Source organism: Motilibacter aurantiacus (genome assembly GCF_011250645.1).
GTDB classification, from domain to species: Bacteria; Actinomycetota; Actinomycetes; order Motilibacterales; family Motilibacteraceae; genus Motilibacter_A; species Motilibacter_A aurantiacus.
The window spans coordinates 38,418-64,160 of record NZ_JAANNO010000008.1; the positions used below are offsets into that span (position 1 = coordinate 38,418).

23 protein-coding genes are annotated in these 25,743 nt (G+C 75.0%); 17 read left to right on the forward strand and 6 right to left on the reverse strand.

Annotated elements, in window-relative coordinates:
* Positions 1–56 precede the first annotated feature (56 nt).
* The 5 genes from G9H72_RS14600 to G9H72_RS14620 all read left to right on the forward strand — a co-directional run bounded on the left by G9H72_RS14600 (position 57) and on the right by G9H72_RS14620 (position 6,450).
* On the forward strand, positions 57–1,637 hold the full coding sequence (locus tag G9H72_RS14600) for an alkaline phosphatase D family protein (protein WP_331272320.1): 1,581 nt from the start codon (positions 57–59) through the stop codon (positions 1,635–1,637).
* A 195-nt stretch (positions 1,638–1,832) separates the two neighbouring features.
* Positions 1,833–4,376, forward strand: a complete 2,544-nt coding sequence (nirB, locus tag G9H72_RS14605) for a nitrite reductase large subunit NirB (RefSeq protein WP_166172351.1) — start codon at positions 1,833–1,835, stop codon at positions 4,374–4,376.
* Complete coding sequence (nirD, locus tag G9H72_RS14610) at positions 4,373–4,747, forward strand: nitrite reductase small subunit NirD (protein ID WP_166172353.1); 375 nt, start codon at positions 4,373–4,375, stop codon at positions 4,745–4,747. The genes nirB and nirD overlap by 4 nt, the downstream gene beginning before the upstream one ends.
* Positions 4,748–4,752: 5 nt before the next feature.
* On the forward strand, positions 4,753–5,463 hold the full coding sequence (locus G9H72_RS14615) for a sirohydrochlorin chelatase (protein ID WP_166172355.1): 711 nt from the start codon (positions 4,753–4,755) through the stop codon (positions 5,461–5,463).
* A gap of 78 nt (positions 5,464–5,541) precedes the next feature.
* A complete protein-coding gene (locus G9H72_RS14620) occupies positions 5,542–6,450 on the forward strand; it encodes an ATP-binding protein (RefSeq protein ID WP_166172357.1) in 909 nt (302 codons plus the stop codon).
* Between the two features lie 3 nt (positions 6,451–6,453).
* Here G9H72_RS14620 and G9H72_RS14625 read toward each other — a convergent pair whose 3' ends face one another.
* Positions 6,454–9,102, reverse strand: a complete 2,649-nt coding sequence (locus tag G9H72_RS14625; protein ID WP_166172359.1) for a SpoIIE family protein phosphatase — start codon at positions 9,100–9,102, stop codon at positions 6,454–6,456.
* 122 nt (positions 9,103–9,224) lie between these two features.
* Between G9H72_RS14625 and G9H72_RS14630 the strand changes: the two genes are divergently transcribed.
* The 7 genes from G9H72_RS14630 (at position 9,225) to G9H72_RS14660 (ending at position 13,848) form a co-directional block, all read left to right on the forward strand.
* Positions 9,225–9,581 (forward strand): gamma-glutamylcyclotransferase family protein, encoded by a 357-nt coding sequence (locus tag G9H72_RS14630; RefSeq protein WP_166172361.1) that lies wholly within the window; start codon positions 9,225–9,227, stop codon positions 9,579–9,581.
* Between the two features lie 488 nt (positions 9,582–10,069).
* The gene (locus G9H72_RS14635; RefSeq protein ID WP_269205274.1) at positions 10,070–10,375 is read left to right on the forward strand and encodes a D-alanyl-D-alanine carboxypeptidase family protein; all 306 of its coding nucleotides are present in this window, start codon (positions 10,070–10,072) and stop codon (positions 10,373–10,375) included.
* A 60-nt stretch (positions 10,376–10,435) separates the two neighbouring features.
* Positions 10,436–11,134: an ANTAR domain-containing protein gene (locus G9H72_RS14640; RefSeq protein WP_166172363.1), complete on the forward strand. Its 699-nt coding sequence runs from the start codon at positions 10,436–10,438 to the stop codon at positions 11,132–11,134.
* A 25-nt stretch (positions 11,135–11,159) separates the two neighbouring features.
* Positions 11,160–11,627: a GNAT family N-acetyltransferase gene (locus G9H72_RS14645; protein WP_166172365.1), complete on the forward strand. Its 468-nt coding sequence runs from the start codon at positions 11,160–11,162 to the stop codon at positions 11,625–11,627.
* On the forward strand, positions 11,624–12,400 hold the full coding sequence (locus G9H72_RS14650) for a putative protein N(5)-glutamine methyltransferase (protein WP_166172367.1): 777 nt from the start codon (positions 11,624–11,626) through the stop codon (positions 12,398–12,400). Before G9H72_RS14645 ends, G9H72_RS14650 begins: the two co-directional genes overlap by 4 nt.
* Before the next feature lie 22 nt (positions 12,401–12,422).
* Entirely contained in the window at positions 12,423–12,995 is a 573-nt protein-coding gene (locus G9H72_RS14655; RefSeq protein ID WP_166172369.1) for a DNA-3-methyladenine glycosylase I, read from the forward strand.
* Between the two features lie 187 nt (positions 12,996–13,182).
* Positions 13,183–13,848 (forward strand): hypothetical protein, encoded by a 666-nt coding sequence (locus G9H72_RS14660; RefSeq protein WP_231127056.1) that lies wholly within the window; start codon positions 13,183–13,185, stop codon positions 13,846–13,848.
* 1 nt (position 13,849) lies between these two features.
* Here G9H72_RS14660 and G9H72_RS14665 read toward each other — a convergent pair whose 3' ends face one another.
* Positions 13,850–14,317 (reverse strand): pyridoxamine 5'-phosphate oxidase family protein, encoded by a 468-nt coding sequence (locus tag G9H72_RS14665; RefSeq protein WP_196791238.1) that lies wholly within the window; start codon positions 14,315–14,317, stop codon positions 13,850–13,852.
* 95 nt (positions 14,318–14,412) lie between these two features.
* A complete protein-coding gene (gene adhE, locus G9H72_RS14670) occupies positions 14,413–17,034 on the reverse strand; it encodes a bifunctional acetaldehyde-CoA/alcohol dehydrogenase (RefSeq protein WP_331272321.1) in 2,622 nt (873 codons plus the stop codon).
* Positions 17,035–17,295: 261 nt separating this feature from the next.
* Here adhE and G9H72_RS14675 point away from each other — a divergent pair, with 261 nt between their 5' ends.
* Both G9H72_RS14675 and G9H72_RS14680 read left to right on the forward strand, forming a co-directional pair.
* A complete protein-coding gene (locus tag G9H72_RS14675; RefSeq protein WP_166172373.1) occupies positions 17,296–19,788 on the forward strand; it encodes a bifunctional acetate--CoA ligase family protein/GNAT family N-acetyltransferase in 2,493 nt (830 codons plus the stop codon).
* A complete protein-coding gene (locus G9H72_RS14680) occupies positions 19,785–21,584 on the forward strand; it encodes a sensor histidine kinase (RefSeq protein ID WP_166172375.1) in 1,800 nt (599 codons plus the stop codon). The genes G9H72_RS14675 and G9H72_RS14680 overlap by 4 nt, the downstream gene beginning before the upstream one ends.
* Here G9H72_RS14680 and G9H72_RS14685 read toward each other — a convergent pair.
* Entirely contained in the window at positions 21,544–22,461 is a 918-nt protein-coding gene (locus tag G9H72_RS14685; protein WP_166172377.1) for a universal stress protein, read from the reverse strand. The genes G9H72_RS14680 and G9H72_RS14685 overlap by 41 nt on opposite strands.
* Positions 22,462–22,776: 315 nt before the next feature.
* Between G9H72_RS14685 and G9H72_RS14690 the strand changes: the two genes are divergently transcribed.
* Together G9H72_RS14690 and G9H72_RS14695 are read left to right on the forward strand one after the other, a co-directional pair.
* Positions 22,777–22,917, forward strand: a complete 141-nt coding sequence (locus G9H72_RS14690; RefSeq protein WP_166172379.1) for a hypothetical protein — start codon at positions 22,777–22,779, stop codon at positions 22,915–22,917.
* A 27-nt stretch (positions 22,918–22,944) separates the two neighbouring features.
* Positions 22,945–23,631: a universal stress protein gene (locus G9H72_RS14695; protein ID WP_166172381.1), complete on the forward strand. Its 687-nt coding sequence runs from the start codon at positions 22,945–22,947 to the stop codon at positions 23,629–23,631.
* Positions 23,632–23,677: 46 nt separating this feature from the next.
* Here G9H72_RS14695 and G9H72_RS14700 read toward each other — a convergent pair whose 3' ends face one another.
* A complete protein-coding gene (locus G9H72_RS14700) occupies positions 23,678–24,304 on the reverse strand; it encodes a response regulator (RefSeq protein ID WP_166172383.1) in 627 nt (208 codons plus the stop codon).
* An 82-nt stretch (positions 24,305–24,386) separates the two neighbouring features.
* Positions 24,387–24,575, reverse strand: a complete 189-nt coding sequence (locus G9H72_RS14705) for a hypothetical protein (RefSeq protein WP_166172385.1) — start codon at positions 24,573–24,575, stop codon at positions 24,387–24,389.
* 530 nt (positions 24,576–25,105) lie between these two features.
* On the opposite strand from G9H72_RS14705, the gene G9H72_RS14710 reads away from it, so the two are divergent.
* Positions 25,106–25,717 carry a hypothetical protein gene (locus G9H72_RS14710; RefSeq protein WP_231127057.1) on the forward strand — a complete coding sequence of 204 codons (612 nt, stop codon included), beginning with the start codon at positions 25,106–25,108 and terminating at the stop codon, positions 25,715–25,717.
* Positions 25,718–25,743: the final 26 nt, after the last annotated feature.

Below are 25,743 nucleotides of genomic sequence, written 5' to 3' on the forward strand. Positions count from 1 at the left end.
TGCCGGTCAGCTGCCGGCCACCGCGGCGTCGGCCCCCGCCGCTTGGCTGCCGCGTCGTGACGAACACTTCCCTCTCCCGTCGGAGCCTTCTCCTGGGCGGTGCGGCCGCCGGCGCCGGCGTCGCCGCGAGCGGCCTGCTGGTCCCCGGCAGCGCGCGTGCCGTGCCCCGGCCGCGGCCCGGGCGCGTCGCGTACCCGTTCCTCCTCGGCGTCGCGTCCGGCGACCCGTACCCGGACGGCGTGGTGCTCTGGACCCGGCTCGCGGTCGACCCGCTGGCCCTGGACGGCCTCGGGGGGCTGACGGCCGCGAAGTACGACGTCGAGTTCCAGGTGGCCGAGGACGAGCGCTTCACCCGCGTCGTGCGCTTCGGCACCAAGCACGCGCGGCGCGACGCGGGCTACGCCATCCACGTCGAGCTGACGGGGCTGCCCTCGGCCCACGAGTACTTCTACCGCTTCCGCATCGACGAGCACATCTCGCCCGTCGGCCGGACGCGCACCGCGCCGGCCGCAGGCTCGACCGTCACAGCGCTGACGATGGCCTTCGCCTCGTGCTCGAACTACTCCGACGGCTACTTCACCGCCTACCGCCACCTCGCCGACGAGGACGCGGACATCGTCCTGCACCTCGGGGACTACATCTACGAGGGCGCGGGCGCCGGCTTCCGGCCGCACAGCGGCGGGCGGGAGATCTTCACGCTGGCCGACTACCGCGCGCGCTACGCGCAGTACAAGAGCGACCCTGACCTGCAGGCAGCGCACGCGGCCGCCCCCTGGGTCGCCGTGCCCGACGACCACGAGGTCGAGAACAACTACGCCGACGAGATCCCCGACGTCGACCCGCCGGGGCCGGCCTTCGTGCAGCGGCGCGCCGCGGCCTACCAGGCGTACTACGAGAACATGCCGTTCCGCCGCTCGTCCACGCCCGACGGGTCGGACATGCAGCTGTTCCGCCGGCTCGGGTGGGGCGACCTCGCGACCTTCCACATGCTCGACACCCGCCAGTTCCGCAGCGACCAGGCGTGCGGCGACGGCAACCGCGCCGGCTGCACGGCCGCCTTCGACCCCGACCGCTCGATCACGGGGGAAAAGCAGGAGCGGTGGCTGCTCGACGGCCTGCACCGCACCACGACCACGTGGGACCTGCTCGGCCAGCAGGTCTTCTTCTCGCTGCGCGACCAGACGGCGGGCGCGGTGGAGTCCTTCAGCATGGACTCCTGGGACGGGTACGTCGCGTCCCGCGAGCGCATCATGCGCGGCTTCGGCGCAGCCGGGGCGGCGAACCCGGTGGTGCTGACCGGCGACGTGCACGCCAACTACGCCAGCGACATCAAGGCCGACTGGGAGGACCCGTCGTCGCGCACGCTCGGCGTCGAGCTGGTGACGACCTCCATCACGTCCGGGGGGAACGGCTCGGACCTCAGCGCGGGCAACCGGACCGCACTGGCCGAGAACCCGCACATCCGCTTCGCCAACGCCCAGCGCGGCTACGTCCGCACCCGGATCGAGCACGGCCAGCTGCGGGCGGACTACCGCGTGGTCCAGGCGGTCCGCACGCAGGGCTCGCCGATCACCACCCGGGCGTCCTTCGTGGTGGAGGCGGGCAACCCGGGCCTGCAGCCGGTCCCCGCTCGCTGACGGCCCGCCCGGCACGCCCCGCCGGAGCCCGGGAGCCCGGCGCCCGCACCGGGCTCCCGGGCTCCCGGGCCCCCGCGGGCAGCCGCCGGCCGTGCGGGGCCTCACCCCTCGGCCGCGGGCCGAATGAGGACCACGTTGCACCGGTGAAACACGACGGGAACGGCTGCGCAAACGCCTGCGCACACCCTCCTGTGCATGTCCAGTTCGACGGTCCCCCCGCAGGGCCCCGCCCACCTCGTCGTCGTCGGCAACGGCATGGTCGGCCAGCGGCTCGTCGAGTCGCTGCGCGCCCGTGACGAGGCCGGCCGCTGGCGCGTGACCGTGCTCTGCGAGGAGCCACGGCCCGCGTACGACCGGGTCGCCCTCTCCTCGTGGTTCACCGGGGCGAGCGAGGCCGAGCTCTGCCTGGTCCCCCAGGGCTTCTACGACGGCGACCCCCTGCTCGACCTGCGCGTCGGCGAGGCGGCGACCGCCGTCGACCGCGCCGCCCGCACGGTCACGACCACGCGCGGCGACACGCTCGGCTACGACGCGCTGGTGCTCGCCACCGGGTCGTACGCCTTCGTGCCCCCCGTCGAGGGCCGGGACCTGCCGGGGGCGTTCGTCTACCGCACGATCGCCGACCTCGAGGCCATGAAGGCGCACGCCGCGGGCCGCCGGGTCGGCGCCGTGGTCGGCGGTGGGCTGCTCGGGCTGGAGGCCGCCAACGCGCTGCTCGGGCTGGGGCTCGAGACCCATGTCGTGGAGTTCGCGCCGCGCCTCATGGCCGTCCAGGTCGACGAGGGCGGCGGCGCCGTCCTGCGCCGGCACATCGAGCAGCTCGGCATCACGGTCCACACCGGCACCGCGACCGCGGCCCTGGGTGCCGGGCCGGACGGGACCATCGCCCGCATGGAGTTCGCCGGCGGCGGAGGCATCGACACCGACCTGGTCGTCTTCGCCGCCGGGGTGCGCGCCCGCGACGAGCTCGCCCGCGGGTGCGGCCTCCCGGTGGGACCGCGCGGCGGGGTGGTGGTCGACGCGGGCTGCCGGACCGAGGACCCGGCGGTGTTCGCGATCGGGGAGTGCGCCTGCGTGGACGGCGGTGTCTACGGCCTGGTCGCCCCCGGGTACGCCATGGCCGAGGCCGTCGCCGACCGGCTGCTCGGCGGTGACGCCCGGTTCCCCGGGGCGGACCTGTCCACGAAGCTCAAGCTGCTCGGCGTGGACGTCGCCAGCTTCGGTGACGCGCACGGCGTGACCGAGGGCGCGCTCGAGGTCGTGCACGCCGACCAGGTCGCAGGGACGTACAAGAAGCTCGTGCTCAGCGACGACGCGCAGACCCTGCTCGGAGGCGTCCTCGTCGGCGACGCCACGGCGTACCCGTCCCTGCGCGGGCTGGTGGGCGGGCCGCTGCCCGCGACGCCCGAGGAGCTGCTCACCGGCGGCGCCGAGCTCGCCGGCCCGACAGGCAGCGCCATCGTCTGCTCCTGCGCCGGCGTCACGGCGGGTGCCGTGCAGGAGGCGATCTGCGAAGGCGGATGCGCCGATGTGCCTTCGCTGAAGTCCTGTACGCGCGCCGGTACCGGGTGCGGGAGCTGCGTGCCGCTGCTGAAGAAGATGCTCGCGGACGCGGGCGTCCAGCAGAGCCGCGGGCTGTGCGAGCACTTCGCGGAGCTGTCGCGGGCCGACCTGTTCGACATCGTGCGTGTGCGGCAGATCCGCACCTTCTCCCAGCTCGTCCGCGAGCACGGGACCGGCCGCGGCTGCGACGTCTGCAAGCCCGTTGTCGCCTCGATCCTCGCCTCGCTCGGCAACGGGCACATCCTGGCCGGCGAGCAGGCCGCGCTGCAGGACACCAACGACCACTTCCTCGCCAACATCCAGAAGGACGGCACGTACTCGGTCGTCCCGCGGATCCCCGGTGGGGAGGTCACCCCGGACAAGCTGATCGTCATCGGCGAGGTCGCCCGCGACTTCGGGCTCTACACGAAGATCACGGGAGGCCAGCGGATCGACCTCTTCGGCGCCCGCGTCGAGCAGCTGCCGGCGATCTGGCGCAGGCTCGTGGACGCCGGCTTCGAGTCCGGGCACGCCTACGGCAAGTCGCTGCGCACGGTGAAGTCGTGCGTCGGCTCGACGTGGTGCCGGTACGGCGTGCAGGACTCGGTGCGCCTTGCGATCGACCTGGAGCTGCGCTACCGCGGGCTGCGCGCTCCGCACAAGATCAAGGCCGGGGTCTCCGGCTGCGCCCGCGAGTGCGCGGAGGCGCGGAGCAAGGACGTGGGGATCATCGCGACGGAGAAGGGCTGGAACCTCTACGTCGCCGGCAACGGCGGCTTCACACCGCGCCACGCCGAGCTGCTCCTCGCGGACCTGACCACCGACGAGCTGATCAGGTACGTCGACCGCTTCCTGATGTACTACGTGCGCACCGCCGACCGGCTGCAGCGCACGGCAGCGTGGGTGGAGTCGCTCGACGGCGGAATCGACCACCTGCGGTCGGTCGTCGTCGAGGACTCGCTGGGCATCTGCGACGAGCTCGACGCCGCCATGGCCGCGCACGTCGAGGGCTACGCCGACGAGTGGCGGGCCGCACTGGACGACCCGGAGACGCTGCGCCGGTTCGCCTCGTTCGTCAACGCGCCCGGGGAGCCGGACCGCGACATCGTCTTCGTCGTCGAGCGCGACCAGCCCCGGCCCGCGCGGCCGGAGGAGCGGGTCCTCATCGGCGGCCCCCGACTGGAGGTACGGCAGTGACCGCACAGCTCGAGGCCCACGACACCGCCGCACCGGCTGCCCAGTGGCACGCCGTGTGCCCGTACGCCCAGCTGCTGCGCGAGCGGGGAGTGGCCGCCCTGGTCCCCGGCGCCGGGCAGGTGGCCGTCTTCCGGCTCGCGGACGGGAGCGTGCACGCGGTGGGGAACCGCGACCCGTTCAGCGGCGCCAACGTCATCTCGCGCGGCATCGTCGGCAGCCGCGGCGCGGTCCCCACGGTGGCCTCCCCGATGTACAAGCAGGTCTTCGACCTGACCACCGGGCGCTGCCTCGACGATGCGGGCGCGGCGCTGCCGACGTACCCCAGCCGGGTGCACGCCGGGGTGGTCTTCGTCGCGGTGCCCGCGGGCTGACGACGATGACCGCTGCCCTGCTCGACACCTGCGCCGGCGTTCCCGTCCCCGCCGGCGCGCCGGTCGTGCTCGCCGCCCACGGCACGGAGAACGCCGACGGCCTGCGCACGGTGCACGCGATCGCGGCCCGCGTGGCGGCCCGGCTGCCGCAGCGCGAGGTGCGGGTCGCGTTCCTCGACGTGGTCGGCCCCTCCGTCGCCGACACGCTCGACGAGCTGGCCGCGCCGGCGGTCGTCGTCCCGCTGCTGCTCGCCCCGGGGTACCACGTCGACGTCGACCTGCCCGCGGTCGCGGCGGCAGCCCCGGCCCCGACGCTGTGCACCCCGCCCGTCGGGCCGGACCGCCGGCTCGTCGTCGCGGCGTGCCGGCGCCTGCAGGAAGCCGGCTGGCGGCCCGGGGACGCGGTCGTGCTCGGGGCGGCCGGCTCATCCTCGCCCCGCTCCGCGGCCGCGACGGCTCGCGCGGTGGCCTGGACGGCAGAGCTCACCGGCGGCCCGGTCGTCCCGGCGTACGCGTCCGCGCAGCGCCCGACGCCCGCGGAGGCGGTCGCCCGGCTGCGCTCGGAGGGCGCGCGCCGGGTGGCGGTCGTGACGTACCTGCTCGCCGCCGGGTTCTTCGCCGGCCGGATGCGGGAGGCGGGCGCCGACCTGGTGAGCGCCCCGATCGGGGACGCTCCCGAGGTGGCCGAGACGGTGCTCGACCGACTGGCGGCGTGACGCCCGCCCGTCGCGGGTACCCCTGGACCGGCGGGCGAGACACGTCCGCGCTCCGGGTCGGCGAACGGGGGGTTCCGGGTGGCGCAGGTCCTCGCCGCCCCGATCGTGGCGCTCGACCCGGTCGGGGCACCGACGGCGTACGTCCCCCGCGCCGGTAGCGCGCCCGCGGTGCTCGCCGCGGAGCCGAACGCGTTCCTGCCCCATCGGGCACGGGCCTTCGCCTGCCGGGCCTGCCGGGCCTGGGGACTGCCGGAGCCCGCCGACGCCGCCGGGCTGGTCGCGGACGAGCTCGTGGCCAACGCCGTCGTCCACGCCCGCACCTTCGTCGAGCTGCACGTGAGCCGGCGCGGCGAGTGGCTGGTCGTCGCCGTGCACGATCGGGACCCGGCCTTCCGCCCCTCCTGGTGGGACTGCTCGGCCGAGGACGGCCACCGGGAGCCCCGTGGCGCCCGCTACGGGCTCTGCATCGTGCGCGGCACCGCCGCCCACGTCGGGGCCTACCCCCACCGCGACGGCGGGAAGGTGGTGTGGGCCGCGCTGCCCGGCGGCGACCAGCGGGCGCCGGCCATCGACCTGACGGCCCCCTCCCTCGGCGACGGCGCCGTCGTCGGCACGGCCGTCCGGCGCACGCTCTCCGTCGCCGGCCTCGGCCGCACGGCGCGCGGCTGGCGGCTCGAGCTGCAGCTCGGCTGGCGGGCGCAGGACCCCGACCGCGCCGACCTCACGCTGCGCCCCACACCGGCCCATCCCACGCTCGGGCAGCGGCACTGGCAGGCACCGCTCGAGCTGCTCGCGGCCGGGCTGACCCGGCCGGCCGCCCACGACGGCCTGCGCGTGCGCCCGGAGCCCGGCGGCGGGGTCCTGCTGGAGCTGGGCAGCGGGCCGGGCGACTCGGTCCGCGCCGCCGCCGACCGGCTGCGCGAGTTCGTCGACGCGGTGGACGCCGTGCGCTCCGGGGCGGCCCTGCACGCGCCCGCCCGGCGCTGACCGTCAGGCGTCGCGCACGGGAGGGCCGGCCTCGGCCTCCAGCCCCGGCTCCGGCGCGACGTTCGGCGGCAGCCGGTTCGGCCCCGCCTCCACCGGCCGCGGCCGGTCCTGCGGGTGCAGCCGCACCGCGACCAGCGCCACGTCGTCCTCCGGGCGCTCGGGCAGCATGCGGGCGAGCACCCGGTCGCAGAGCTCGTCGAGCGTCGGTGACTCCGTGGCCAGCTCGGCGAGGGTGTCGCGGAGCAGGGAGAGCCCGTCGTCCAGGCTCTGCCCGCGCCGCTCGACCAGCCCGTCGGTGTAGAGCAGGACGGTCGCCCGGCGGCCCAGCAGCACGTCGGACTCCTCGCGCTCGATGTCCGGCGCGATCCCGAGCAGCAGGTCCGCCTGGGCCCCGCTCAGGGTCGTGACGGAGCCGTCCGCCGCGATGACCATGGGCGGCGGGTGCCCGGCGTTGGACCAGCGCAGGTGGGTGACGCCGCGGAAGCGCTCGTCGGGCGTCTGCTCGAGGCGGGCGACGACCGCGGTCGCCGTGGTGCCGACCTGCAGCGTCTGCATCACCCGGTCCACCCGGCGCAGCACCTCCGCCGGCCCCGCGCCGGAGTCCGCCGCGATGCCGCGCAGCAGGGTGCGTACCTGGCCCATGGCGGCCGCGGCGGCCACGTCGTGGCCGATGACGTCGCCGATGACGAGCACGGTCGCGCCGTCCGGCTGCAGGAACGAGTCGTACCAGTCGCCGCCGACCTGCGCGGCCTCGGTGGCGGGCGAGTAGCGCACGACCACCTGCACGTGGTCCGGCTCGGGCGGGTCGGTGAACATCGAGACCTGCAGGCCCTCGGCCAGGTCGCGCTGCTGGCGGTAGAGCCGCGCGTTGTCCAGCGCGAGGCCGGCCCGGGAGGCGACGTCCTTGGCCGTCTCGATGTCCGACGCGCGCAGCGGGCTCCGCTCGACGCCGTTGCACAGGGTCAGCAGCCCGACCGTGCGGCCGCGCCCGCGCAGCGGCAGCACCACGGCCGACTCCGGGCGCAGGACGTCGACGAGGTCGCGGGCCTCGCCGGGCTCGAGGACGGCGCGCAGCTTGGCCGCCGCGTCGGACGGGACGCTCACGGCCCGTCCGGTCCGCAGGGCCTGGGCCAGGAACGAGCGGTCCGTGAGCGCGGTGAGCCGGGTCTGGGCGTAGCGCGCCACCACCGCACGCAGCTCGGGGTCGGCGTGCCAGGAGCCGACGTCCTGCAGGCCCTGCCAGGTGCCGGCCCGCTCGTCGTCGTCGGCCAGGGTCACGATGCACCAGTCGCCGAGGGCGGGCACGACGAGCTGGGTGAGCCGGGTGACCGCCTCGTCGGCGTCGAGCGTCTCGGCGAGCGCCGCCGTCACCTCGGCGAGGAGCTGGAGCCGCCGGCCGGTGTCGCGGGCCTGCTCGGCGGCGGTCCGCCGCTCGGTCACGTCGTGGAAGTAGACCGCGAGCCCGTCCGGGCCGGGCCACGCCCGCACCTCGTACCAGGCGTCCAGCGGCGCGGGGTAGTACGCCTCGAAGCTCGTGAGCTGCCCGCTCTCCATGGCGCCGCGGTAGTGCGTCTCGAAGTCGGAGCCGAGCGCGGCCGGGAACAGCTCCCACACGTTCCCGCCGAGCAGCTCCTCGCGCGGGCGCCCGAGCAGGGTCTCGGCCTGGGAGTTGACGTAGGTGAACCGCCAGTCCCGGTCGAGGGAGAAGAACGCGGCCGTCATGGCCTCGAGGACCCGGCGGACGCGCGCCTCGCCCTCCTGCAGGCTCGTCGTGTCGTACGCCGCCCCGAGCACGCGCACGGTCCGGCCGCGCTCGTCCTGCAGCGCCCGGCCGCGGGCGGCGACCCAGCGGGTCTCGTGGTCGGGCAGCAGGATGCGGTACTCCGCCTCGTAGCTCCCGCCGGTGGCGATCGCGGTCTCCAGCGCGTGGGTGACGCGCGGGAGGTCCTCGGGATGGAGCCGGGCGTTGAACCCCTCGATCGAGCGGTCGAAGGTCTCCCGGTCGTAGCCGAACAGCTCGATCAGCCGGTCGTCCCAGGTGAGCACGCCGGTGGTGAGGTCCCAGTCGAACGTGCCGATGCCCGCCGCGTCGATGGCGAGCTCGGACATGACCCGCGTCGCCTCGTACTCCTCGGTGAGCGCGGCGAGCTCGAGCTCGGTCCGGGCCGAGTCGGCCAGCTGCGCGAGCAGGCGCACGTCCGACGCCGACCAGTGCCGGGGCTCGGGCTCGAACACGCACAGCGCCCCGATGGCCCGCCCGTCGGTGGCGCGCACGGGCACGCCGAGGTAGGCGCCGACCACCCCCTCGCGCACGGCGGGCAGCGCGGCGACGCGCTTGTCGGCGCGGGCGTCCGTGACCACGAGCGCCTCGTCGGCCTCCACGGTGAGCGCGCACACCGCTTCGGCGAGCGGGACCTCGCTGCCGGTCGAGATGCCCGCCGGGAGCCCGACGCCGCCCCGGATGACCTGCCGGTCGGAGACCACCGACACGTGCGCGCTGGCCGCGCGCAGCAGGGACGCCGCCAGCGCCGCCAGCCGGTCCAGGGAGGAGCTCGCCGTGACGGCCGGCAGGGCCGCGCCGGCCGCGGGCCGTGGCTCACCGCCGGGAGGAGCCTGCCGCTCGTCGTCGCCGCCGGTGGGACGGTTCGCCACACAACTCCTCGGGCCTGGTCGGGCCGGGGCGAGGACCCGCGGCCCGGCCCCCAATTGTGCCCTGCGGACGGGCCTACGGGCTACTGCCCTGCGGGCGCCCGGGGGGCTCGCGGCCCGGCAGGATGGCCGGCATGACCGAGCGGCTCTTCTCCTACGGCACCCTGCAGGACCCGGCCGTGCAGCGGGCGACCTTCGGCCGCGAGCTCGCGACGGCCCCGGCGGTGCTGCCGGGCTTCCGGACCGGGCTGCTGCGCATCACCAACCCCGAGGTCGTCCGCACCAGCGGGTCGGCCGAGCACCCCGTCCTGCTGCCCAGCACCGGCCCGGCCGACGAGGTCGTCGGCAGCGTGCTGGAGCTCACGGCGGAGGAGCTCGCCGCCGCCGACGCGTACGAGGCGGCCGACTACGTGCGCGCCGCGGTGACCCTGCGCTCCGGCGACAGCGCGTGGGCCTACCTGGCGCGGGACGGGGTGGCCTGACCGGTCGGGCCCGGCGCCTCGCCGGCTCCACAGCCGGTCCGCGGCGGTCGTGTCGACCGCGCGGCCGGCGACGCCGGGCGTCGGGCCCGGACCGCCCGGGACCACGTCGACGACGCGGCCGCCGCTCGACGCCCCGTGCCGCTTCGGGCCCCTGAGGCCTACCTCCGGGCCCCTGCAGCGGCCCCCAGGTGGGGCTGGCGGTCCGGAAGAGGGACGCGCCGGAGCCGCCGAGCCGAAACGCTTCCCTCCTACAATCCCTACTGCTGTGGTCGGGGACGGGGGATATGACCGGGTCACCCGAGCGCACGTGGACCTGCTGCGCACCTGCAGCACGATCTGTCGCTGACGCCCGCCCCGTCCGGCGCGTCGCTCGAGCACCTGCCTCTTCGCGTCCCGCCGCACCACGGTGCGCCGGGCGCGCCCTCCGTGCACTACTGCACCGCGATTCCGCAATTCGCTTCCTCATGCTTCGGAGTCCCTGATGGCTGCTGACCTCCGGCTGGCGCAGCGCACGTCACCAGCGGCGGCTGTTCGACCGGGCGGTCGCGCAGTACGGGTCGCGGGAGGCGGCCAGCCGGTGGGTCCTGCCGCCGGACGACTCCGCCCACGTGCGCGGGCAGGCGGTCGACGTGGGGCCGGCGGAGGGCATGGCCTGGCTGGAGGAGCGCGGGGCGGCGTACGGGCTCTGCCGGCGCTACGCCAACGAGCCCTGGCACTTCGAGCCGCTCACCGAGCCGGGCGGGACGTGCCCGGCCCTCGAGCCGTACTCCGTCCCCTCGGGCGGCCCGGGCTGACCGGCAGGTGTCGCCCGCGCGTCCGGGGGAACCTCCGCGGGGGACCGGGAGGGAGGCGACGTGGCGTCGACGTACGAGGTGCTGCACGAGCTCGCGACGATCGTGCTCGCCGACGAGCCGCTCGCGGACGTGCTGGGACGGGTGACGGCGCTGGCGCGCGACGCGATCCCACCCGCCGAGGACGTCTCGATGACGCTCGTCGAAGGGGACCGGGCCTACACGGCCGCCCACACGGGCCAGCTCTCGCTCGACGCGGACGAGCTGCAGTACGAGAACGGCTACGGCCCCTGCATGGACGCCGGCCGGGGCGGCCTGACGCTGCTGATCTCGGACATGACCGCGGAGCAGCGCTGGCCGGCGTACACCCCCGCAGCCGCGGAGCGCGGCGTGGGCAGCTCGCTGTCGGTCCCGCTCCCCCTGCAGGCCACCGTGATCGGCGCCATCAACATCTACTCGACGAAGGCCCACTCCTTCGACGACCCGCAGGTGGCGCTCCTCGGCGAGGAGGTCGCCCGGTACGCCGCCGTGGCCGTCGCCAACGCGAAGTCCTACGCGAACGCCCGGGCCGAGGCCGCGCAGATGGCGCAGGCCATGTCGTCCCGTGCGGTGATCGAGCAGGCGAAGGGGGTCGTCATGGCCACGCGGCACGTCAGCGCGGACGACGCCTTCGCGCTGCTCATCGAGGCCTCGCAGCGGACCAACCGCAAGCTGCGTGAGATCGCGCGGGACATCACCGAGAGCGCGGCACGGCGGCGGTAGCGGTCGGTAGGGCAGGCTGCCCACCATGGCAGCAACCCTGCGCGAGGCGCTACCGGCAGACGTCCCCGAGCTCGCGGAGCTCGCCGCCCGCTTCTACGCGGAGGAGGGCTTCGGCACGTCGGCCGAGGAGCTCCGGCGTAACGCCGAGGTGCTGGTCGTCGACCCGACCGTCCACACCGTGCTCGCCCTGGACGAGGCGGGCCACCCGGTCGGCTTCGCGATGACGTGGCTCCTGTTCGGCCTCGAGCAGGGCAGGTACGTCGAGCTGGGCGACCTCTACCTGCAACCCGCAGCGCGCGGGACCGGTGCCGGGCGGGCGCTCGTGGAGGACGCACTGGCCTGGGGGGCCCGCAACGGGGCGGGGTCGGCGTACCTCCACGTCGACGACGAGGGTGCCCGTCGTCACGGCCTGCCGGCGTTCTACTCCCACCTCGGCTTCACCGACGCAGGGCGGCGGGTCTGGAGGCAGGAGCTGCCGGGCGCGGGGCGGTGACCCTGACCCCGCCCGCCGCCCTGGCCCGTCGGCTGCGGGAGGCCGGATGCGTGTTCGCGGAGGACGAGGCGGGATTGCTCCTCGCCGCCGCGGACGACGTCGCCGCGCTCGAGCGGATGGTCGAGCAGCGCGCCGCAGGCCGGCCGCTGGAGCAGATCCTCGGCTGGGCCGAGTTCCGCGGCCTGCGGGTGCGCGTGGAGCCGGGCGTGTTCGTGCCGCGGCGGCGCAGCTCGCTGCTGGTCGCGCTCGCCGCCCGCCGGCTCGCGCCCGGCGACGTCGTGGTCGACGTGTGCTGCGGGTCGGGGGCGCTCGGCCTCGCGCTGGCGGCTGCGGTGCCCGGCCTTCGGGTGTACGCCGTCGACAACGACCCCGCAGCCGTCCGCTGCGCGCGGCGCAACCTCGACGTCGTCGGTGGCACCGTCCTGCAGGGCTCGTTGCTGGGCCCGCTGCCGACGTCCCTGCGGGGGCAGGTCTCCGCCGTCGTCGCGGTCCCGCCGTACGTGCCGAGCGCCGAGATCGCGCTGATGCCGGCCGAGGCACGTGACCACGAGCCCCGTGCCGCACTGGACGGCGGCGTGGACGGGCTGGACGTGATGCGCGCGCTGGCCGCCGAGGTGGGCCCCTGGCTGGCTGCCGACGGCCACGTGCTGGTGGAGGTGGCCGCGCACCAGGCGCAGGCCGTCGCGGCGCAGCTCGGCGCGGTCGGGCTGGGGGCGGGCGTCGAGTCCGACGACGAGTCCGGCGCGACGGCCGTGGTGGCCCGCCGCCGCTGAGGCAGGTCACTAGGCTGCGGCCATGCCACGCCGCTGCGCATGGGCCGAGAGCTCGGGCCTCATGCGCGAGTACCACGACACCGAGTGGGGCGTGCCCTCGCACGACGACCGCTACCTCTTCGAGCTCCTCGTCCTGGAGGGCGCGCAGGCGGGCCTGTCGTGGTCGACGATCCTCGCCAAGCGCGAGCGCTACCGCCAGGTGCTCGACGGGTTCGACCCCGAGCGGATCGCGGCGTACGACGCGGACAAGCAGCAGGAGCTGCTGGCCGACCCGGGCATCGTCCGGAACCGGCTGAAGGTCGCGTCGTTGCCCGGCAACGCGGCGGCCTTCCTGGCGGTTGGGGAATCCCACGGCAGCTTCGCCGCGTACCTCTGGAACTGGGTGGACGGCAGGCCGGTCGTCAACGCGCCGCCCGGCCTCGGTGACGTACCGGCTCGCACGGAGCTCTCGGACCGGCTGAGCAAGGACCTCAAGAAGCGTGGCTTCCGCTTCGTCGGGAGCACGATCGTCTACGCGTACCTGCAGGCGGTCGGCGTCGTGGACGACCACGTCGTGGGGTGCGAGGCGCGTGGGGCGCAGCCCGCCGTGGGCTGACCCCGGCCCGCCGAGGCTCCGGCGGTGCCCCCGGTGACATCCCTCCACACGGTCGCGTCATGCAGAAGGTCCGAGTTCGTTGCGGTTTGGCAGCCGCCCCGCAAGGCACAAGGTAGGCGCTGCGTGATTTCGTCCGCAGCCGACAAGGCGCCCTCCACGGCGCACGTGCCTGCCCTCAGGAGGACCCATGGCCCAGCAGCACCGCACCGAGCGCGACGTCCCCCGCGTCACCACCACCGAAGGCTCCACCGGCGGCTCCTACGCTGTCGACAAGGGCCTTCCGGGCCACGCCCGCGACCGGCTCGAGGTCCAGCACGAGCGGTTCGGCGGCATCAACTGGGTGCCCGCCTTCTTCGGCTGGCTCTCGGCCAACGGCCTCGCCGTACTGCTCATCGCCCTGCTCTCGGCCGCGGGCGTAGCCGTCGGGCTGACCAAGGGGCTCCCGGGAGCTGACGAGGCCGGGGACGTCGCCTCCAGCAACGCCGGCACCATCGGGATCGGCGGCGGCATCGCCGTGCTCGTCCTGTTCGCGATCGCCTACTTCGCCGGCGGCTACGTTGCGGGCCGCATGTCGCGGTTTGACGGTGCCCGTCAGGGCGTCGCCGTCTGGGTGATCGGGCTCGTCGTCGTCGTCGCGCTGGCGCTGGCCGGAGTGGCGTTCGGCGCGAAGTACAACGTGCTCTCGCAGCTGAACCTCCCGCGCATCCCGGTCGACGAGGGCACCGCCACCACCGGTGGTGTCATCGCTCTGGTCGCGGTGCTCCTGGTCACCCTGGCCGCGGCGGTCCTCGGCGGCAAGCTGGGCGAGCGCTACCACCGCAAGGTCGACCGCGCCGCCTACTCGGTGGACTGACTCACTCCGCCGCCGCCCGCGCGCGTGCCGCGGGCGGCGGCCAGCTGCCGTCGGTGGCCCGGCGGAAGCGCCGGCCCGTGACCGTCGTCGGCACGATCCGCACGAAACGCTCCTTCGGCCCGGCCTGCCAGGGGAACAGGGGCAGCGAGAACGTCGCGCCCAGCTCCTCGAGGCTGCGCACCTCCTGCGCCCGGCCCTTGACGACCACGCTCCAGGCCACGCCCCGGCCTGCGTCGTAGCCGTCGGCCTCGTACGCGACGGCGGGCGCGACCGTCACGGCGGCGAGCTTGCTCCCCTGCGCGGTGCGGAAGACGACCGACCCGCCGTCGACCACGTGGTTGACCGGGAAGATGTCGGGCTCGCCGGCGACCGAGACCGCCAGCCGGCCCACGTCGGCCGCGCGCAGCAGCGCCCAGCACTCGTGCGCCTGCAGGGTCTCCACGCCGTCGTCCCCGTCGTTCGTCACCATGGGTCGAGGGTTGCGCGTTCCGCGTTCGCGCGCCAGGGAGGAAGGTCCCTTCCAGGCCAGCGCGGCCCGCCGCCTGTACGGGCGGGCACGCGGTGCTAGCCCGCGTACGCCGCCCGCATGATCGCCCGCATGTCCTCGAGCATCGGCATCCGCGGGTTCGCCGGCGCGCACTGGTCCTCGTACGCGTTCATCGCCTGACGGGGCAGCGCTGCCACGAACTCGCGCTCGTCGACGCCGGCCTCGCGGAACGACGCCTCGATCCCCGCCGCCGCGCGCAGCTCCTCGATCGCCCGGGCGTACGACTCGACGCCCTCCTCGGGGGTGGCCGCGGGCAGGCCGAGCGCCCGGGCGATCTCCTGGAAGCGCTGTGGCGCCCGGTAGTCCTCGTACTTCGGCCAGCCCGTGAGCTTGGCCGGCACGGTCCCGTTGTAGCGCACGACGTGCGGCAGCAGGATGGCGTTGGCGCGCCCGTGCGCGATGTGGAACGTCGCGCCCAGCGTGTGCGCCATCGCGTGCACGATCCCGAGGAAGGCGTTGCCGAACGCCATGCCGGCGATCGTGCCAGCGTTGTGCATCTTCTCCCGCGCGTCCGCGTCGTTCGCCCCGTTCTGCACAGCCCGCTCGAGGTTGGCGAAGATCAGCTTGATCGCATGCAGTGCGAGGCCGTCGGTGAAATCGCTGGCGTAGACGGAGACGTACGCCTCGGTGGCGTGGGTCAGGGCGTCGAACCCGCTGTCGGCGGTGACCTCCGCCGGCATCGAGGCCGTCAGCACGGGGTCGACGATCGCGACGCTCGGGGTCAGGGCGTAGTCGGCGAGCGGGTACTTCTTGCCCGTGGCGGTGTCCGTGATGACGGCGAAGGGCGTGACCTCTGCACCTGTTCCCGACGTCGTCGGGATGCACACGAGGCGAGCCCGCTCGCCGAGGCGGGGGAAGGTGAAGGCGCGCTTGCGGATGTCGAAGAACTTCTCCCGCATGTCGCCGAAGGCGACGTCGGGGTGCTCGTAGAGCAGCCACATGACCTTCGCGGCGTCCATGGGGGAGCCGCCGCCCAGCGCGAGGATCGTGTCGGGTGCGAACTCGCGCATGAGCGTGGCGCCCCGCTGCACCGTCTCCAGGCTCGGCTCCGGCTCGACGCTGTCGATGATCTGCAGCGCGACCGGCTCCCGCCGCCGCTGCAGCACCCGGTTCAGCCTGTCCACGAAGCCGAGCCGCGTCATCGTCGCGTCGGTCACGATCGTCACCCGGGAGATGTCTGGCATGTCGGCGAGGTAGCGGATGGCGTGCGGCTCGAAGTAGGTGCGCGCCGGGACCTTGAACCACTGCATGTTGTTGGTGCGCCGGCCGACCCGCTTGATGTTGAGCAGGTTCCCCGCCGAGACGTTGTTCGACACCGAGTTCGAGCCGTAGCTGCCGCAGCCGAGGGTCAGCGACGGGAGGAAGGCCTTGTACATGTCGCCGATCCCTCCCTGGGACGCCGGCGAGTTCCAGATGACCCGCACCGCCTTGACCCGCCTGCCGAAGGCCTCCGCGAGCTCGGCGTCCTCGGTGTGGATGACCGCGCTGTGCCCGAGGCCGTCGAACTCGACCATGGCGGCGGCCAGGTCCAGGCCGTGGGCACGGCCCTCGGCCCGCAGCACTGCGAGCACCGGGGACAGCTTCTCCCGGGTGAGCGGCTCGTCCGGGCCGACCGAGTCGACCTCGGCGAGCAGCACCGACGTGTCGGCCGGCACCGCGAAGCCGGCCATCTGCGCGATCCTCGCTGCCGGCTGGCCCACCACGTCGGCGTTGAGCCGCGCGCCGCCACAGTTCGCGCTGTGTGCGGTGGTGCCGAAGACGAGCTCCTCGAGCATCCGCTTCTCCTCGGGGCTGACCCGGTACGCGTGCAGCCGGGCGAACTCCTGCAGCGCCGCCTCGTAGATGTCCGCGTCGAGGATGACGGCCTGCTCCGACGCACACACCATCCCGTTGTCGAAGCACTTGGACAGGACGATGTCGTTGACGGCGCGGCGCAGCTTCGCCGTGCGCTCCACGTAGGCCGGGACGTTGCCCGCCCCGACCCCGAGCGCCGGCTTGCCCGCGGAGTAGGCGGCCTTGACCATGGCGTTCCCGCCGGTCGCGAGGATCACCGAGACGCCCGGATGGCGCATCAGCGCGTGGGTCGCCTCCAGCGACGGCTCCTCGACCCACTGGATGCAGTTCTCCGGGGCCCCGGCGGCGACGGCTGCTTCCCGTACCGCCAGTGCGGCGGCGGTGCTGCTGCGCTGCGCCGAGGGGTGGAACGCGAAGACGACGGGGTTGCGAGTCTTCAGCGCGATCAAGGACTTGAAGATGACGGTGGAGGTGGGGTTGGTGACGGGCGTGACGCCCGCCACGACGCCGACCGGCTCGGCGATCTCGACGATGCCGTCGATCTCGTCGCGGCGGACGACGCCGACGGTCCGGAGACCGGCGATGCTGTGCGTCACGTGCTCGCACGCGAAGATGTTCTTGACCGCCTTGTCCTCGAACACGCCGCGCCCCGTCTCCTCGACTGCCAGCAGGGCCAGCTCCGTGTGCTTGCCGAGTGCGGCCACGGAGGCCTTCGCGACGATGTGGTCGACCTGCTCCTGGGTGAAGGAGCCGTAGTCGTCGAGCGCCTTCAACGCGTTCGTCACGAGCTCGCCGACGGCCACGGTGACCGGCAGTGGGACAGTGGTGGTCGTCTGCTGCGACACAGGGGGCTCCCCCGGTAGGGCTTCATCCGGCACCGGGAAAGCTATTGAGGGCAGGAGGCGCGACGTAGGGCCCGAAGTCCCGTCCCTGCGGGCGGCATGCCGGCGTCCCGCTGGTCGCCACGATCGACGGGCCCGCCCTGCCTCGGCAGCACCGGCTGCATCGCACGGGCAGCAGGACAGGCCCTTGGTCCCTGGGCGGGCGGCCGTGCCGTCACGCACTCTCGACCGCATGGCACCCACGGACGTGCTCGGGGAACGGCGGTGACCGTGCTCACCACGCGCCCGCCGGCAGGCGGGGGGCGCGGTGTGTCGGTGGTGCGCGCCGACGGGCGCCTCGTGCGCATCCGCCCTGCCGCTCGTGCGGACCGCTCCGCGCTGCTCGCCCTGCACGCCGACGCGTCCGATCGCAGCAACTACCTGCGCTTCTTCACCGCGGGGCGCGGGGCTTCGGCCGCGTACGTCGACCTGCTGCTCGGCACCCGGGAGCCGGACGGCCAGGCGCTCGTCGCCGTCGAGGGCGACGCGCTCATCGGGGTGGCCGGTTGGGTGCGCGAGGGAGCCGACGAGGCCGAGGTCGCCCTGCTCGTCAGCGACGCCCGCCAGCGCCTCGGCATCGGCACGCTGCTGCTCGAGCACCTTGCCGCGGACGCACGCGCCCACGGGGTCCGCCGCTTCGTGGCCGAGACCCTCGCGGAGAACGTCGCGATGCTGCGGGTGTTCGACGACCTCGGCTTCGCCGTCACCCGCGAGGTCGACCAGGAGAGCGTCCACGTCACCTGCAGCGTCCTGCCGGACGAGTCGACGATCGCGGCCGTCGACGAGCGGGAGCGGAGGGCCGGGGTGCGGAGCCTGGCGCCGGTCATGGCGCCGCGCTCCGTGGTCGTCGTCGGCGCGGGACGGCGCCCGGGCTCGGTCGGCAACGAGCTGCTGCGCTGCGTCACCGAAGCAGGCTTCACAGGTGACGTGTACGCCGTGGGCCGCGCGGACGGCGACCTGCACGGTGTCCGGGTCCACCACGACGTACGGGACCTCCCGGTCGCCCCTGACCTGGCGGTCGTCGCGGTTCCCGCCCCCGCAGTGCCGGAGGCCCTGCAGGCGTGCGGGGAACGCGGTGTCCGTGCAGCCGTCATCGTGTCGGCGGGGTTCGCGGAGACCGGTGCCGACGGGGCCGAGGCCCAGGCCGAGCTCGTCGCGATCGCGCGGCACCACGGGATGCGCGTCGTCGGGCCGAACTGCCTCGGGGTGCTGAGCACCGATCCGGCCGTCCGGCTCCACGCCGTTCCCGGGCGGCTGCCGGGGCTGCAGGGCACGCTCGCGCTCGGCTCCCAGTCCGGGGCGCTGGGCTCCGCACTGCTCCACGCCGCGGCCCGTGCCGGGGTGGGGGTTTCGAGCTTCGTCTCGGTCGGCAACAAGGCCGACGTCAGCGGGAACGACCTGCTGCTCTACTGGGAGCAGGACCAACGGACCGCCGTGATCGGGCTCTACCTCGAGTCCTTCGGCAACCCGCGCAAGTTCGCCCGCATCGCGCGCCGCGTCTCCCGGCACAAGCCGGTGCTCGCCCTCAAGTCCGGGCGCACCGCCGCGGGACGGCGGGCCGGCTCCTCGCACACGGCGGCGGCCGCTGCCTCCGACGCCGTCGTCGACGCCCTCTTCCGGCAGGCGGGCGTGCTCCGCATGGACACGGTGGAGGACCTGCTCGACAGCGCTCGCGTGCTCGCCGGGCAGCCCCTCCCGCGCGGGCGCAGGGTCGCGGTCCTCGGCAACGCCGGCGGCCCGGGGGTGCTCGCCGCCGACGCGGCCTCCGCTGCCGGGCTCGCGGTCGCGGAGCTCTCGGTGGACGCGCAGTCCCGGCTGCTCGCGGACGTGCCGAAGGCCGTGTCCACGATGAACCCGGTCGACCTCGGCGCGGCCGCGTCCCCCGCCGCCGTCGCCGCCGGCCTGCGGGCGCTCCTGCGCTGCGACGAGGTCGACGCCGTGCTCGTGGTGGTCGCCGAGACGCTCGAGCACGTCACGGACGACGTCACGGCCGCGGTGGCCGCCGCGGGAGCGCAGGCCGACAAGCCCGTGCTGCTCGTGGCCCTCGCGGCCCCCGCGGGATCGATCCCCCTTCCCGATGCCGGGAGCGGAAGGTTCCTGCCCGTCTTCGGCTTCCCGGAGCCGGCCGCGCGTGCGCTCGCGACGGCCGCGGCGTACGCCGACGTCCGCAGCCGCCCGGTGGGGCGGGTGCGCGCGCCGGCTGTGCAGGCCGCGCCCGTCCGGGCGCTGGTCGCGGCGGTGCTCGAGGAGTGCCCGGACGGGCGGTGGCTGTCGCCGCCGGAGGTGGAGGAGGTGCTGGCGGCGTACGGGATCCTCGGGTGCCGGCAGCGGGAGGCGCCCGCGCCTGAGTCGTCCGTGACCGTGGGCGCCGCGCAGGACCCGCAGTTCGGCCCGGTGGTGACGGCCGGTCGCGTCGGCCGGCTCGCCGACCGGGCGTTCCGGCTGGTGCCGCTCACCCGCGAGGACGCCGCGCGCATGCTCGACGAGCTGCGGCCGCCGGGGCTGCCGGGCGATCTCGACGCGCCGGCCGTCTCCCGGCCCGCCCTCGCCGCCCTCGTCTGCCGAGTCGCCGCGCTGGTCGACGCCCATCCCGAGGTCGCGGAGCTCGACCTGGGCCGGGTGGCGCACCGCGGCAACGACCTCGTGGTGGGGGATGCCGCGCTGCGCGTGGCGCCGGCGCGGCTGCCCGACGTCGCGGTTCGCCGCCTGCAGGGATGACGGCGGCGGACGAGCCCGCGCCTAGCATCGGGCGCGTGGACGAGCCTTCTGAGCGCCGGCGGCTTCCCGCGCTGTCGACGGTGGACCTGGAGGACCTGCTCGGCGAGCTGCGTGACCGGGCGTTCGCCGTCCGGGCCGAGCAGCGGCGGATGCGGGCTCTGCTCGACGCGGTCGTCGCGGTCGGCGCCGACCTGGACCTCCGGTCGGTGCTCCAGTCGATCGTGGAGACTGCCTGCGACCTGGCGGGGGCGCGCTACGGCGCGCTCGGCGTCATCGGGCCGGACCGCAGCCTCGTCGAGTTCGTGACGCACGGCATCGACGAGGCCGAGCACCGGCTGATCGGGCCGCTGCCGCGTGGACGCGGTGTCCTCGGCCTGCTGATCGAGCGCCCGGAGCCGCTACGGCTCGACGACATCAGCCGCCACGCCGAGTCGTACGGGTTCCCGGCCAACCACCCGCCGATGAGGTCCTTCCTGGGCGTGCCGCTCCGGGTGGGGGAGGAGGTCTTCGGCAACCTCTACCTCGCCGAGAAGCTCGACGCCGACCACTTCACGCAGGTGGACGAGGAGGTGGTCGTCGCGCTGGCGGCGGCGGCCGGCACCGCGGTGGACAAGGCCCGGCTGTACGAGCTCAGCCGCCGGCGGGAGCGCTGGCTGGCCGCCGCCGCGGAGATCACGGCCGCACTGCTCAGCTCTGCGCCGCGCAACGACGCGCTGCTCCTCGTCGCCCGACGTGCCCGCGAGGTGGGTGAGATCGACGCCGCAGCCATCCTGCTGCCCCACGAGGACGGGCTTCTCGTCGAGGTGGCCGACGGGACCGGGGCCGAGGTGCTCGACGGCGCCCAGCTCGAGCTGTCCGGGGCGCTGGCCACGGTCATGGCCGGCGGGGCACCGGTCGCGGTGACGGGCGGAGCGCACGCGGGAGAGGTCCTGCGCCCCGCCGACGGCCCGCGTCCGGGCTGGCCCGACTTCGCCGACCTGCTCGTCGTCCCCATGCGGGTCGGCGGCACGACCGTCGGGGCGATGGTCCTCGGCCGGCTGCCCGGCAGTTCCGCCACTCTCGTGGCGGACAGCGAGGTGGTCATGGCGGCCGGCTTCGCCGAGCAGGCGGCGCTGGCGCTCGAGCTGGCCCGCGGCCAGGCCGACCGGGCCCGGCTCGCGGTCTACGAGGACCGCGACCGGATCGCGCGTGACCTGCACGACCTGGTGGTCCAGCGCGTCTTCGCCGTCGGGCTCTCGCTGGGGCCGTTGACGAAGGAGGACAGCCCCCTGCCTGCGCAGGAGCGGGCGCGCCGGGCCCGGCAGGCGGTCGACGACCTCGCCGCCACGTCCGCGGAGATCCGCAGCACCATCCACCGCCTGCACAGCCGGCCGGGGGAGGGCGACCTGCACGCGGACGTGGAGGCGGCGGTCGCCGCCGCCTCCAGCCTGCTCGGCTTCATGCCGCGGCTCGCCGTCGAGGGCGATCTGGACGAGGTCGACGACGAGGTCGTCGGCGACCTGCTGGCCGTCCTGCGCGAGGCGCTGTCGAACGCGGCGCGGCACGCCGGGGCCGGCGCGGTGGACGTGGTCCTGAGCGTGACACCGCCCGGCGAGGCGGGCCGGCAGTTGCGGCTGGAAGTTCTCGACGACGGGCGCGGCATCGGCCGGCCGGCGCGCGTGAGCGGGCTGGCCAACATGCGGACGCGCGCCGAGGCCCACGGCGGGGCCTTCGACGCGCGACCGCGTACGGGCCTCGGGCCCGACGGCAGAGCGGTCACGGGGACCCGGGTGGCCTGGACGGTGCCGCTTCCCTGACCGGACGGACGACCGCGACCGGGCAGTCGGCGTGCTGGACGGCGGCCGCGGACACCGAGCCGAGCAGCACCCGGGACAGGCCGTGGCGCCCGTGCGATCCCACGACGAGCAGTTGGGCGCAGGACGCTGCCGTCAGCAGAGCCTCGGCCGGGTGGCCGGCCTGCACCACGCGCTCCACCTCGACCTCCGGGTGCTTCTCCTGCCATCCGGTCAGCGCCTGCTCCAGCGACGTCCTGGCGGCCTGCTCCAGGTCCTGCGCGCTCGGGCCGACGACCGCCCAGGCGCCGTACTGGTAGGCCTCGTGCGGCTGCCACGCCTGCACCACGCGCAACGGCACGCGGCGCAGCGCCGCCTCCTCGACGGCGAAGGCGACCGCCTCCTCCGCGGACGGCGAGCCGTCCACGCCCACCACGACCGGTCCCCGGCGGACGACGCCCCTGCCACGGACGACGACGACGGGGCACCGCGCCTGCTGGGCGACGTGCTGCCCGACCGAGCCGACGAGCACCCGGGCGAGCGCCGACCGGCCGGTCGAGCCGACGACGAGCACCGTGCCGTCCCGTCCCGCCTGGAGGAGCGCGTCCACGGGATAGCCGTCGCACACCCGTGTCGTCACCGGCAGCGGCGGGTGTGCCGCTGTCAGCCGTGCGGCGAGTCGAGCCAGTCCCGTCGTGGCCGCATCCTCGAGGCGGCGCAGGTCGTCGGCGGGAAGCGCCCACGCCGCGGCCGCCGACAGCACCTGGCGGACCGGCTCGGCGTGGAGCAGGTGCAGGCCGATCCCGCGCCGGTCGGCGAGAGCGGCCGCCCACTCCGCGGCGCGCTCGCTCTCGTGGGAGAAGTCGACCCCGACGACCACGGTCCCGTGCTGATGGCTCATCCAGGCCTCCTGGACGTACGAAGCGGATAGTGCGAATGCGGTTTCAGGACGATGCGCGCGACGGGATCAGCAGCGCGCGGCCGCCTCCGTCGCCCGGGCGAGCCGATGGGCGAGGGCGACGTTGAGCGCTGCCGCCACGGTCGCCCACACGAGAAGCGCGTTTCCTGTCATGACCATCTCCTACGGTTCGACCTGAGACCCAGCGTCGCCCTGCCCGGCGTACGACGCAGGTGCCGGAGGGCAGCTCCGTGCGGGACCAAGTCCCCTGGTGCCGGGCCTGCGGTGCAGCGAGCGTGGTGGCGGAGGTGGTCGCGCATGACGTACGACGCGGTGACGAGAGCTTCGCGGACAGGCCTGGAGGCCGGTGCGCGAGCGGACCGCGTCGAGCAGGCCGGCCGGAGCGGCCGCACGCCGAACCCGGGCCAGGCCCGCGTCACCCTGTCGGCGCAGGCCTGAGAGGGATGCCTAACGGCGCTCGTGGGCGTGGACAGCTCGCACAAGGCCGAGCAGGCCGCGTACTGGGCGGCCGAGCACGTGCGGCCGTGCGGCGGAGACGTGCGGCTGCTGTCGGCACTGCCGGCCCGGGCCCGCGTCGTCGGCCCGGTGCTGGTCCCGCCCGCCTACGCCCCGCACGAGGCCGAGCAGGCGGCCCGCGAGCTGCTGCTGCCCGTGCAACGGCAGGTGGCCCGGATGGCTCCGGACGTTCCGGTGCAGCTCGCCTTCAGCCCTGCGTCTCCTGCCGATGCCTGGGCCGGGCCGCCGGCGACGCCGACATCGTGGTCCTCGGCCCCCACGCAGCAGGCGCGGTCGAGCGGCTTCTCGGGGGGCTCGGTCAGCCGTCACCTCGCCGGCCGGCTGCGCACCCCCGTCGTCGCGGGCAGGCGCGGCGGCGGACGCCGCGGCCCCGTGGTCGTCGGCATCGACGGCTCCGCCGGCTCGCGCGCGGCCGCGCTGTTCGCGGGGCAGGAGGCAGCCCTGCGCGGCGTGGGACTGGTGGCGGCCCGGGTGTGGGCGCCGAGCCGTCGAACGGACGGCGCCGATGCCGCCTTCTGCGACGAGGTCGACCTGGCCCGCGAGGCCGAGGCCCTCGTCGCCCTCGACGCCGGGACCGTGCTCGTGCGCTCGCTTCACCCGCAGCTCCCCCTCGCTCTGGTGCCGCCCGCGGCCTGAGCGGGCGGCAGCCGGGCGGCGCCGGTGCGGGGGGCGTACGCGTACGTCAGCGCTCGAGCTTGGTCGCCAGGATCGCGACCTGCGTGCGCCGCTCCATCCCGAGCTTGGCCAGCAGGCTCGTGACGTAGTTCTTGACGGTCTTCTCCGAGAGGAACATCTGCTCGGCGATCTGCCGGTTCGTCAGCCCCTCGCCGATCAGCTCCAGCACCCGGCGCTCCTGGTCGGTCAGGCCGGCGAGCCGCTTGTCCTCGCGCTTGCCCTCGCGTACCCGCGCCAGCACGCGCGCGGTGACGGCCGGGTCGAGGAGGGACTGGCCGGCACCGACCCGGCGGATCGCGTCCAGCAGGTCGTCGCCGGAGATGTCCTTGAGGACGTATCCGGCCGCGCCGGCCATGATCGCCGCGAAGATGGCCTCCTCGTCGTCGAAGGACGTCAGGATGAGGGCGCGCAGCTCCGGCAGCCGTGAGCGGGCCTCACGGCAGACGTCGACGCCCGAGCCGTCGGGCAGGCGCGCGTCGAGGACCGCGACGTCGGGCTTCAGCGCGGGCAGCCTCCGGATCGCCTCCTGAGCCGATGCGGACTCCCCGATCACCTCGATGTCGGGCTCGCCCTCGAGCAGCTCGCGGATACCGCGCCGGACGATCTCGTGGTCGTCCAGAAGGAAAACCCGCATGGTCAGCCCTCCAGGAACCCGGTTCGTCAGCTGTCGTCGAGCATAGGCGGGCGGGGCGTCGTGCCGTCCGCGCCCGAGCGCGTCAGGTGCGCCTGCGCAGGCGCAGCGGCGGTGCCAGCGCCTCGCGCGTCGGGGCGAGCGCGACCACCCCGCAGCGGTCCCGGGCGACCCAGCGCGGGTTCCCGGCGACCTGCTCCCGGTCCAGCGCGAGCCGCCCGGGTGGGGCGGCCCACCGGGTCGCCGAGAGGCGTGGTGCTGCACGTTCGGTCATCGGGCTGCTCCGCTTCGTCGGCTCGCCGTCGACGCTACGGCCGGCACGGCGCACGCCGAAGGGACCTACGTCCCGACGGTTCCGCCGCAGGTCCCTCGGCCGAGCAGGCGGTCAGGCGCCGAGGCGGTGCCCGTCCCGCGGCGGTGGGCACGGTCTCCGGCCGGAGCTGAGCACGGGCGGCGCCGGTCAGACCGACGCCGTCGTCGGACAGCTGCAGGTAGTCCAGGTAGTCCAGGTAGTCCCGCAGCAGCGACGGGCCCGTGAGGAACGAGGGCACCGACCGGCCGTCGCCGCTCCTCCTCGAGGTGCCGGGGGCGGCCCTGCTGCCGCCTCCTGCTGCTCGGCCGACGGTGCGCCCCGGCCCCTGCCGGGCAGAAGGAGGCCGACGTCCCGACCTGCGGTCGACGGGCGACGCGGTCGCAAGGGCGCTCGTGACGACAGGACGTACGTCCCCCGCGGGAGGGACGTTCCCCTCGATGGCACCCGGCCCCAGCCGAGCAACGCTGGGGTCATCGAGAGGGAGGTGCCAGATGGCCACCAAGGAGTTCGGGACGCAGGGCCGGCCCGCTGTGGACGGCATCAGCGCCGAGCGGGCAGCCGAGGCCCCGCGTGGAGCGATCGTCACGCACACGGCGACCAGGGCGCTCGCGGTCACGCGGGTCGCGACCGGGTTCGTCTTCCTGTGGGCGTTCGCCGACAAGGCGTTCGGGCTGCGGTACTCGACCGGTGCGGGCAGGGCGTGGGTCGAGGGCGGCTCGCCCACCGAGGGGTTCCTGTCGGGTGTGCACGTCGGCCCGTTCGCCGCGGCGTTCCGCGCGATGGCCGGCAACCCGGTCGTGGACTGGCTGTTCATGCTCGGGCTGCTGGGGATCGGCGTCGCGCTCGTCGCCGGCGTGGCCATGCGGGTCGCCGCCGCCTCGGGCGCGCTGATGATGGCGTTCATGTGGGCGGCGGAGTGGCCGCTGGCCCGGTTCGACGAGGCCGGCGAGCTGACCCGGTCGAGCAACCCGCTGGTGGACTACCACGTCGTCTACGCCCTCGTGCTGATCGTGCTGGCGGCCACGTACGCCGGGACCACCTGGGGCCTGGGCAAGCGGTGGGCACGGCTGCCGATCGTGCAGCGCAACCGCTGGCTCCTCTAGCTCCGGAAGGCCCAGGACGGCCTGAG

Excerpts from the sequence above, each read along its gene's own strand:
- nirB (WP_166172351.1), top strand. The coding sequence starts at position 1,833 with ATGTCCAGTTCGACGGTCCCCCCGCAGGGCCCCGCCCACCTCGTCGTC.
- G9H72_RS14615 (WP_166172355.1), top strand. The coding sequence starts at position 4,753 with ATGACCGCTGCCCTGCTCGACACCTGCGCCGGCGTTCCCGTCCCCGCC.
- G9H72_RS14630 (WP_166172361.1), top strand. The coding sequence starts at position 9,225 with ATGGCCGGCATGACCGAGCGGCTCTTCTCCTACGGCACCCTGCAGGAC.
- G9H72_RS14645 (WP_166172365.1), top strand. The coding sequence starts at position 11,160 with ATGGCAGCAACCCTGCGCGAGGCGCTACCGGCAGACGTCCCCGAGCTC.
- G9H72_RS14655 (WP_166172369.1), top strand. The coding sequence starts at position 12,423 with ATGCCACGCCGCTGCGCATGGGCCGAGAGCTCGGGCCTCATGCGCGAG.
- G9H72_RS14660 (WP_231127056.1), top strand. The coding sequence starts at position 13,183 with ATGGCCCAGCAGCACCGCACCGAGCGCGACGTCCCCCGCGTCACCACC.
- G9H72_RS14665 (WP_196791238.1), bottom strand. The coding sequence starts at position 14,317 with ATGGTGACGAACGACGGGGACGACGGCGTGGAGACCCTGCAGGCGCAC.
- G9H72_RS14680 (WP_166172375.1), top strand. The coding sequence starts at position 19,785 with ATGACGGCGGCGGACGAGCCCGCGCCTAGCATCGGGCGCGTGGACGAG.
- G9H72_RS14685 (WP_166172377.1), bottom strand. The coding sequence starts at position 22,461 with ATGAGCCATCAGCACGGGACCGTGGTCGTCGGGGTCGACTTCTCCCAC.
- G9H72_RS14690 (WP_166172379.1), top strand. The coding sequence starts at position 22,777 with ATGACGTACGACGCGGTGACGAGAGCTTCGCGGACAGGCCTGGAGGCC.
- G9H72_RS14700 (WP_166172383.1), bottom strand. The coding sequence starts at position 24,304 with ATGCGGGTTTTCCTTCTGGACGACCACGAGATCGTCCGGCGCGGTATC.
- G9H72_RS14705 (WP_166172385.1), bottom strand. The coding sequence starts at position 24,575 with ATGACCGAACGTGCAGCACCACGCCTCTCGGCGACCCGGTGGGCCGCC.
- G9H72_RS14710 (WP_231127057.1), top strand. The coding sequence starts at position 25,106 with ATGGCCACCAAGGAGTTCGGGACGCAGGGCCGGCCCGCTGTGGACGGC.